The following is a 9,354-nucleotide window of genomic DNA, read 5'->3' as shown; positions in this document are numbered from 1 at the left end:
GTTGTCCTTGTCGACGTTGATGGGCTTCATTTCCTCGATCGGCGTATCGTCGTCGCGCAGCGTGAAGTCCCCCAGCACCAGCAGCTTCAGCGGCAACTCCACCTCCGCCTTCGCATCCCCTGTCGCCGGACGATATACGATATTGACGCGCTCCTTCGGAGCGACTGACCCGTCAGATGCCATGGCCGATCCCCTTCTTCTTTGTACCGCTTCGTTAGTTAGTAAACCCGAGCGCTTTCTTACAGCGCGATGAGCATAGCGCTTAGCTATTCTTCACGCTACAAGAATCTGCCGCGCACCTATTTCATTGAAAACTTCGAAGTTATTGCCCTGCATACCTTAATAAAGCACACATAAAGCAGGAATACACATCCCGCCCCAGCTCATTTTGCAACGATTAAGTGAAATGCATATCGGGTGATATGGGTCGTCAATTGCAATTCGCCATGCAAAGACGACTCTCATACCGTGTCATCCGAGCTGGATCAGCCTGCCGTTGATCCTGGCAGTCACCGCGGTCACCCTGAACGCATTGCCGGCCTCCAGGGCGACGTCCATGTCCGCCACAACGGAGAGCTTGGCGCCGGTGATCGACACGTTCGACACCGCCTCGACCGAAACGCCCGCACCGGCCTTAACGCCGACACTACCGGCCGTGGCCTCGATGCTGACAGCACCGGTATCGGCCTTGACGCCGACACCGGTCCCGCCCGTCACGCTGGCGCTGGTACCGGCTTTGACGCTGGCGGTGCTCGTGCCTTCGAGGCTTGCCATCGCGCCCTTCGCGGCGACGCCCTGGCCATCCACCACCACCGTGTTCGTGGCCGCCGCCGTCACCGTGACACTCAGGCTCGTGACGTCGATGCTGCCCTTGGCGGCGGCGTTCGTTACCGAGAACTCTCCCGTCAGCGGCGTCAGCTTAAGCTGTCCGCCGGCGGCGGCCAGGCCGGCCATGGCCGTGATGCCAGAAATGTCGAGGTCGATATTGCTCGAATAGGTCGGTGCGGCGGCAACCGCTGCGGCAATCGAATTACCGGCGTTGCGCAGTACCCGGAACAGGTTCAGACCTGCGCCGACCGCGCCCGCCATCTGCCCGGCCGTCGTGCCGTAACCCCACGGATTGGCGATGTCGAGCTTGCCGTTGGTCTTCTCCCCGCCGCCGAGGTACACGCCGGCAGTCACCGTGCCGCCCGCCGCGACGCCCAGCGCGGCATTGACGGCCGTGCTGATCTGCGCGGCGCGCAGAACCGATTTTTTCGCAGCCTGAACCGCCGTATCGATTGCCGGCTGCATCCCGCCGGAAAGCTTCAAGGTGGTACTGCCCTGCAACTTGGCGTCGGTCTTCAGCAAGACGGTTTCGGCGTCGCTCAGCGACACATTCCTTCCTCCGGTCCACCCGACATTCTGGCCCCACGTCACGTTCACATTCGAGCCCAGCGTGTAATTGCTGTTCACGCCGGCCGAAAGCGCAACCGAGGTGCCGACCGTAATGGCAGTCTTCGGCCCGACCGTCACACCGTTGTTCGCGCCCACCGTCACGCTTTCCGAGGTGCCGGCCGTCGCCATCCACAGGCTGCCGCCGCCCTTCGGGTCGGTCGAGCCGATGCCCACCGAGCTGTTATGAAACGGCGAGTGCAGCCAGATCACTTCCTTGCCCTCGCCATCGCCCATGTAGACCTGATTGCCGCCCGCCGTGCTGATCCGGTTCGCCTGCGCGATGTCCTGCGTCACCACGCTGGGATTCTCCGAATTCGGCAGGCTGCCCACGATCACCGGCTGGTCGGGGTCGCCGTCGATGAACGACAGCAGCACCTCCGCATCCTTGTGCAGCGGAAAGTGCATGCCGTGGTCCGTGCCTGCGTAGGGCGTGGCCATGCGCAGCCGTGCCGAGCCCTTGTTCGGATTCTTGTCCGTCACGTCGAACGGCAACTGCACCTTGTACTGGCCGAACTCGTCGAGCTCCGCGTACTTGCCGTCGCCTTCACTGTCGATCGTCGCGTTCATCGTGCCCGCCACGCGCGGCTTGGCCGTCACGCGCTCGGGGCGGAACTGGGTCGCCGCGGGAATCGCGCGGAAGCTGTTGCGATAGGCGATTTCTCCGCCGCGCGCGCCGTCGCTGTACGGGCTCGCCACGCCGCTGAGCAGCGCGCCTGCCTGGGAGCCCTGATGATGCACCTCGGTCACGAGGTACTCGCCGTTGAAGTCGTCGCGATAGTGATGCGAGAGCGTGCAGAAGTAGCCCGCGCGCAGCCCCATCGCCGTGCCTTCGCCGGAAAACACCTTGCTTGCGCAGACGATTTCCTGCGCGCGCAGCTTCGCGTAGCGCTCCCCTTCGTCCTGGGTACGGAAGTTCTCGCCGTACAGCACGACTTCGCCGATCCCCGAATCCGAGACCGTTGCGCTCGCCTTCAACTGCAGCGCCGCCTTGCGGTAGTTGTAGTCCTGCAGCACGACTTCGTGCGGCAGCGGGCGCTGCCGGCACACGAAGTCGCGCACCGAATCGGCCGCCACGCCCGTATCGAGCGAATCGTCGGGCCGGTACGAGACCGGCAGCGCCTGGGAGTCAAGCATGACCTTGTCGTCGACGATGACGAGCTTTTCCGTGCTGCCGGAATGATCGAAGTAGTAGTAGATGCCTTCCTTCTCCATCCAGCGCGAGAGGAAGTCCAGATAGGTCTCCTGGTACTGGCACACGAAGCTGCGCGGCCGGTACGTACCCGTGAGGCGGAACTCGTAGTCGACCGAGTTGAGCCGGCCGTTTTCGAGCACCGTGCGCAGCGTGTCTACAATCGACTGCTCGCCGAGGTAGACCTCCGAGATGCGGAACAGCGACAGCCGCCACAGGCGCGGCACCAGCACTGCGCGGTAGAACACGTAGCCGTCCGCGCGATGCAACTGCTCGAATTCGGCGAGGATGCCGTGCCAGGGCGTGCGGATCTCGCCCTCCGGGCCGTAGATCTCGAACGTCGCCGGGTGGCTCAGCATCGAATCGAAGTCGATCGACGCATCGTCCGATACCAACGTGAGCACGAAACGGAACGGCTGCGAGATCGACTCGAACCCTTCCATTTCCACGACCGAGAACTTGTCCGCGCCAAACGCTTCCGAGCTGAACGCGAAGCGCTTGTTCGCCAATATCCGATCGGCCATCGAGACCATGCTGATTCTCCGTACAGGTGATTTTTTTCCATTCTCGCGGCGCTGTTTTGCCGCGAGATTGCAATCGCGTTACATCTGAAACGGTGCCTCGCGGCTCACGCGTGAGCGCTCGGGAAGGTCACGACGAACTCGCCGCCCTCGTCCACGTCGAGCGCCACTTCTTCGAGCGCCACGCCCTCGCTCATGCGCGCGAGAATCTCCTGCGACATCAGCGGCAGCACGTTGCCGCGCAGGATGAAGTCGATGTTGCGCGCGCCCGTTTCCACCTCCGTGCAACGCGCGGCGATCTGTGCCACCACCGCATCGCTATAGGTGAAGCGCATCTTGTTGTTGTGCGCGACGCGCCGCACCACCTTGTCGAGCTTCAGGCGCACGATGCCCGCGAGTGCCTCGCCCTGCAGCGTGAAGTAAGGAATCACGGTCATGCGCGCGAGCAGCGCGGGCTTGAAGTGATTCGAGAGGATCGGGCGCACCGCGGAAAGCAGCGTCGCCGCGTCGGGCTTGTCGTCGCCGACCGTCATTTCGGTGATGACGTCGGTCGCGAGATTCGAGGTGAGGAAGATCACCGTGTTCGAAAAGTCGATTTCCTTGCCCTCGCCGTCCGAGAGCATGCCTTTGTCGAACACCTGGTAGAACAGGTTCATCACGTCGAGGTGCGCCTTCTCCACCTCGTCGAGCAGCACGACCGAATAAGGCCGCTGGCGCACCGCCTCGGTCAGCACGCCGCCCTCGCCGTAGCCCACGTAGCCCGGCGGCGAGCCGATCAGGCGGCTCACGTTGTGCTTCTCCTGGAACTCGCTCATGTTGATGACCGTCGTGGACTTCTCGTCGCCGAACAGGATGTCCGCCACCGAAAGCGCCGTCTCTGTCTTGCCCACGCCCGACGGTCCCGCAAGCAGGAACACGCCCATCGGCTGCTGCGGGTCCTTCAAGCCCGACTTCGCTGTCTTGAGCACTTCGGCGATCAGCTCCATCGCGTGGTCCTGGCCGCGGATCCGCTCCTTGAGCGTGGCGGCCATGCCCAGTACGCTCTGCGCCTGGTCGCGCAGCATCTTGCCCACGGGAATGCCGGTCCAGTCGGAAATCACCCGCGCCACGACATCGGGATCAACGTCGATATGCACGAGAGGCTCGTCGCCCTGCGCGGTCCTGAATGCTTCGGCGGCCCCGGCGATCGCCTGCGCCAGCCGCTGCAGCTCCTCGGGCGCGGCGCCGTTGGCCTTGGCCTCGTGGCGCGCCGTGCGCGCATCGAGCAGCGCCTTCGCTGCTGCTTGCTGCCGCTGCCAGACTTCGCGCAGCGCCGCGGCTTCGGCAGCGAGGCTCTGCAACTCCGCGCCGATCGCTTCGAGACGCGCGCGGTCCACCGGCTGCTGGTTGTCCTCGTCGCGCTCGAGGCCGCGCTGTTCGCGCTCGAGCGCCTGAATGCGGCGCTCCTTGTCTTCGAGCACGTCAGGCTTCGCGCTTTGCAGCACCTTGACGCGTGCGCAAGCCGTGTCGAGCAGGTCCACCGCCTTGTCCGGCAATTGCCGCCCCGTGATGTAGCGGCTCGACAGCTCGGCTGCGGCGATGATCGCGTCGTCGCGCAGCACCACCTTGTGAACGTCCTCGTACTTCTCCTTCAGGCCGCGCAGGATCAGCACTGCGGTGGCGAGGTCGGGCTCATCGAGCTTGACAAGCTGGAACCGGCGCGCAAGCGCCGCGTCCTTTTCGAAGTACTTCTTGTATTCGGCCCACGTGGTGGCCGCGACCGTGCGCAGTTCGCCGCGCGCGAGCGCCGGCTTGAGCAGGTTGGCCGCGTCCGAGGTGCCTGCCTGGCCGCCCGCTCCGATCAGCGTGTGGGCTTCGTCGATGAACAGGATGATCGGTTTCGCCGATGCCTTGACTTCGGTGATCACGCCCTTCAGGCGGTTCTCGAATTCGCCCTTCACGCTCGCGCCGGCCTGCAGGAGGCCCATGTCGAGGCCGAGGATCGTCACGTCCTTGAGCGAATCGGGCACATCGCCCTCGACGACGCGCAGCGCGAGCCCTTCCACGACAGCCGTCTTGCCGACGCCGGGGTCGCCCACGCAGATCGGGTTGTTCTTGCGACGCCGCGCGAGGATGTCGACCATCTGGCGGATTTCCGCGTCGCGGCCGAACACGGGATCGAGCTTGCCGGCCCGCGCCTTTTCGGTGAAGTTCTCGCAAAAGCGCGCAATGGCGCTGCCGTCGCCGCCCGCCGGCGCCGCGGTCGCGCCCTCGCCGCCGCCGGACTCGCGCTCGCTCGCTTCGATCGAGCCGCCGCAGATCTGATCGAACGAACGCAGCAGGAGTTCGCGATTGAGCTCGCGCAGCGGCGCCGCGTAATCGCCAGTTGCGTAATAGGTCGGACGCGCGAGGAACGCCAGCAGCACGGCGCCCGAGCGGATGCGCGGCTCCTGCAGGTCGACCGAGGCGATGAGCCACGCGTCCTGCAGCAGCTCGAGCAGGAGCGGCGAGAACGCCGGACGGCCCGCGTTGCCCGTCTTCATGTCCTCGATCGAGAGATTGATTCTGCGCTGCACGAGCGCGGAATCGATACCGTGCTGACGCAGCAGCAGCGCGAGGTCGGCATGGATATCGTCGAACAGCTTGACGAGCAGGTGCTCGACTGTGATCTCGTAGTGGCCGCGCGACACGCACAGTCCCACGCCATCTTCGAGTGCCTGCTTGCAGTAGGCGTTCAGGCGCCCCACGAGGGGCTTGAGCTCGACCAGCAGCATGTTGGTTCTCCTCTCTTGTTCTATCCGTAGCGTTAAAGACGGTAGCGGACGCGCGTGGGCAGATCGGCCAGCCCGGGATTGAGCCACGTGTCGTAGCCGAGCCGCGACCAGGTGCTGCGACCGCAGCGCGCTGCGTGCGCCTCCTCGCGGCGCAGATCGAGCTCGACGTCCACGTCGAGCGGATCGATCAGGTAAAAGCGCGTGAGAAAGCGCAGCCGCGCATGCCCCGCGCCGCCCGGCAGCAGTTGATGAAAGAGCGGCTGCGGCACGTCGGCGAGCTGCACCTTGATCGTGCCGCCGTAATCGTCGATCAGCTCGCCCAGCCATGCATCGTCGCCAAGACGGCTGCCCTGGGCGCCAAGTTGCCAGCGCTGGTCGGCGGGAATCGGCTGGGCGCGCCGCAGGCCGCATTCGACGCGGATCCGCGCCGGCGCGAACGCGTCGGCCAGCATCGTCTTCAGGCCGAGCGCCGAGCGCGGCCGCTGATTGAAGAGGCCCGCGTAGCGCAGCAACTCCGCGCTGGCCGGCAGCAGCTCGACGCGCAGGTCCGCATCGTTCAGCCCGACGAACGCGTAGAGATGATTGAGCGCCGTCTCGTCGCGGTCCTCGACGATGCGCTGCTCGATGCGGTACTTCGCCCACGCGTCGAACAGCAGCGGATACAGCGCGTAGTGAACGATGTCGAGAAAGTCGCGCGTGACATGACGTCCCTCGCGCTGCTCCTCGAACAGATCTTCGGTGTAGTACGTCGGCAGCGGCGAGGACACGCCATACAGGCCGAAGAAGTTGGCCGTGATGCGATAGCCGCCGCCGGGCAGCGCCTCGATGTGGTCGATGTCGTTTTCGGGGAAGCCGAGCCCGAGGCGCGGGCGCACGCGCAGATTCTCCTGGCGCAAGCCCGTGTGCCGGTCGTACAGCCGCAGCAAACGGATCGCCTGAAACCAGGAGTACTTCTCACCGTTCGTGAGCAGCAGGTCCTTTACAGCGTCGGCTGTTGCCCGAGTCTCTGCGGCCATTTGAATACGGTTCCTGAATGCGCGCCTTCGAGCTCGACGCGGGTGTACGAATTGATGCCGGCGTAATCGCCGAGAAAGCGCTCCAGCACGCAGCCGAACAGATACAGGTCGCCGAGCCCGGCGTAGTGATCTTCGCGGCAGCGCACGCGGATGAGCTGACCGCGCTGGATGCCGCCGCGGCCGACGAGGCGCGTCTCGCGCGTGGCGCTCAGCTCGAGAATGCCTTCGATGCGCCGGCGATTGGCCGCCTCCGGTCCCTGGCGCCCCGAGAACACGTACAGGCCGAGCAGTTTGCGCAGGTTCTCCGCGTTGGCAAGGGAAAGCAGGTTCAGCGAGACGTGCGAGATGAGGCGCCACAACAGTTCCTCGCCGGCCGGCGGGTCCTGGGCGGGCGTCACCGCGCGGATGTTGCTGAACGTCATCTGGTCCGGCGAGGTGCTGGTGGGCTGGCTGATGTCGCCGAGCTTGAGACTCTCCGGCAGCGCGCGGTTCGTGCAGGTGATGCGGATCGACAGCGTCTCGGGCAACGGCGTATCCGAGGGCGGATAGTTGAGCGAGAGATAAACTTCGCTGCCGCGCTCCACGTTCGCGCTGCGCACCGAGGTGCGGTAGCTCAGCTGCGCGCCGCGCCCGTCGTGGCGAAACATGCCGAAGGGCTGGTAGACGCGCTCTCGCGCCTGGCCTTGCTGGTAGCCCAGCACCTGGTCGACCGAGTAGACCTGGTGATGGCGGCGGTCCCGCCCTTCGGGCACGACACGGTATTCGGTGGCGCGATGGTTGTGCGCGATCGGATCAGCCGCGTGAGAGAACACGTTGATGGCCGGGACCACGTTGAGCATGAAGCTTTCGTTGCCGATCTCGGGCAGCCATTCGGGCAGCGAATCGAGCGTCATGACCACGCTGAAGCTGGTCCCCTTCGCGTTCGCCGTCCAGCGTTGCAGGCCCGCGATGTCGACGAACAGGAACTTCTCCGGCTGCGTGAAGAACTCCTGGATCGTGCGGTAGCCACTGAACGCCTGGCTCGGATATGGCAGCAGGTCGTGGTCGAAGCCGCTCATGCGCAGGCACTTCGCGCCGAGCGAGAGCCGCTCGCCGCTGCCGCTCGAAATGCGCACGCCGACGACGTGATTCATCAACAGCAGCAGCAGCTTCGAGGCATCCACATAGCCGCCGCCGAGAAAGAGCCTCAGGCTGTCGCCTCCCCACTGCGCGATGGACAGGCCGCCCTGCATCTCGAAATCGATCATGAGCACGGGCGCGGCGCCCGCGTGGCTCAGCAGATTGACCTCGGCGATGGCGAGCGGCTCCACATCGAGATCGCAGGCGGTGCGAAAGCGGCACGGCGTGCCGTCCACCGGCACCGACGCGAGCTCGGTGCCGGCCGCCACGCGCGCCGCCTGCGAGCGCGGCCCTTTCGCGGCGAAACGGATCAGCGTGGACGCCGGCACTGGCCGCAGATAATGCGGGAACAAAAGGTTCGTGAGCTCCTGGATGAACTCGGGGAATTCGTCGTCGAGCTTCTGGCGCGTGAGGCCCGTGAGGAACGCCACGCCTTCGAGCAGGCGTTCGACGTCGGGGTCCGCGGACGCGCCCGAAAGCATGGGCGCAATCGCGGGATTGACCCGCGCGAACTCCGCAGCCAAGCCTTTCAGCTTGTTCAGCTCATCCAGGTAATATTGATTGAACATGGCTGCCCGACTGACTGACACAGGAGCGGAAAGATAAGTGGACCCGACGCTCAGGCAATGCTCACCCGGCCGTTGGCGCCCACCGTTGTCGATATGCGTAGCGGAATTTCGCGGTCGTCCACTTCCAGCGCTCCTTCGAGCGCGAAGCGGATCGACAGCACGTCGGTCTCCTCGCGATTGAGCGTGACGCGCGGCGACTTGATTCGCGGCTCGTAGCGCAGCACCATGCGGCGGATCTCTTCCTCGATCTCGCGCGTCGAGCCCATCGCCGTCGTGCCCGCGAGGTTCGTGAAATCGGGCACGCCGAACAGCGGGTCGATCTGCACACTGCCCTGCCGCGTGTTGAGCAGGCGCGTGAGGTGATTCATCACCGAGCGCACGAGCACGTCCACCTGCGTCTGGTTGGTGCGGGCGTCGCCCTCCTCGCCCGCCTCCCAGCTCGCAATCCGTTCGAGCAACCGACGCTCTCTCACCCCCGCCCCCGCTTTGTCAATGCATTGTCACCGCACGCTCATCTCGTTCAGCCCGCTCAGGACTTCGGTGCGAGCCATGAGTCTTCCGCCTCGATGCCGTCCGGGTCGAACGTCCATGTGATCTTCTCGTAGGTGAACGAGATATCCTCCATGTGCCCCATCTGCTTGTTCTCCAGCGCCAGGCAGTTCGGCGTCCACGCGCGTACGTTCGTCAGAATCGCGTTCGACAGCTTCACCGTGTAGTACTTCTCTTCCGTGCCCTTCGGCGAGATGCGGT

General features: G+C 65.0%; 7 protein-coding genes. All 7 read right to left on the bottom strand.

The features are described from left to right. Positions 1-183: type VI secretion system contractile sheath small subunit (locus NH14_RS33160; protein WP_168727184.1), on the bottom strand; the 183-nt coding region annotated here is incomplete at its 3' end. Between the two features lie 288 nt (positions 184-471). After that, on the bottom strand, positions 472-3,159 hold the full coding sequence (locus tag NH14_RS33155; protein WP_035535272.1) for a type VI secretion system Vgr family protein: 2,688 nt from the start codon (positions 3,157-3,159) through the stop codon (positions 472-474). Between the two features lie 95 nt (positions 3,160-3,254). Beyond that, positions 3,255-5,900 (bottom strand): type VI secretion system ATPase TssH, encoded by a 2,646-nt coding sequence (gene tssH / locus NH14_RS33150; RefSeq protein ID WP_035535275.1) that lies wholly within the window; start codon positions 5,898-5,900, stop codon positions 3,255-3,257. Between the two features lie 32 nt (positions 5,901-5,932). Next, positions 5,933-6,916 carry a type VI secretion system baseplate subunit TssG gene (gene tssG, locus NH14_RS33145; protein WP_035535278.1) on the bottom strand — a complete coding sequence of 328 codons (984 nt, stop codon included), beginning with the start codon at positions 6,914-6,916 and terminating at the stop codon, positions 5,933-5,935. Beyond that, positions 6,880-8,604, bottom strand: a complete 1,725-nt coding sequence (tssF, locus tag NH14_RS33140; RefSeq protein WP_035535282.1) for a type VI secretion system baseplate subunit TssF — start codon at positions 8,602-8,604, stop codon at positions 6,880-6,882. Before tssF ends, tssG begins: the two co-directional genes overlap by 37 nt. Before the next feature lie 50 nt (positions 8,605-8,654). Next, positions 8,655-9,062, bottom strand: a complete 408-nt coding sequence (gene tssE / locus NH14_RS33135) for a type VI secretion system baseplate subunit TssE (protein ID WP_035535285.1) — start codon at positions 9,060-9,062, stop codon at positions 8,655-8,657. Between the two features lie 71 nt (positions 9,063-9,133). After that, a partial coding sequence (tssD, locus tag NH14_RS33130) for a type VI secretion system tube protein TssD (protein ID WP_168727183.1) occupies positions 9,134-9,354 on the bottom strand: 221 nt, incomplete at its 5' end.

It is taken from the genome of Paraburkholderia sacchari (genome assembly GCF_000785435.2).
GTDB lineage: Bacteria > Pseudomonadota > Gammaproteobacteria > Burkholderiales > Burkholderiaceae > Paraburkholderia > Paraburkholderia sacchari.
Note: the sequence above shows the minus strand (reverse complement) of the source record. Positions and strands in the feature narration are given on the sequence as shown.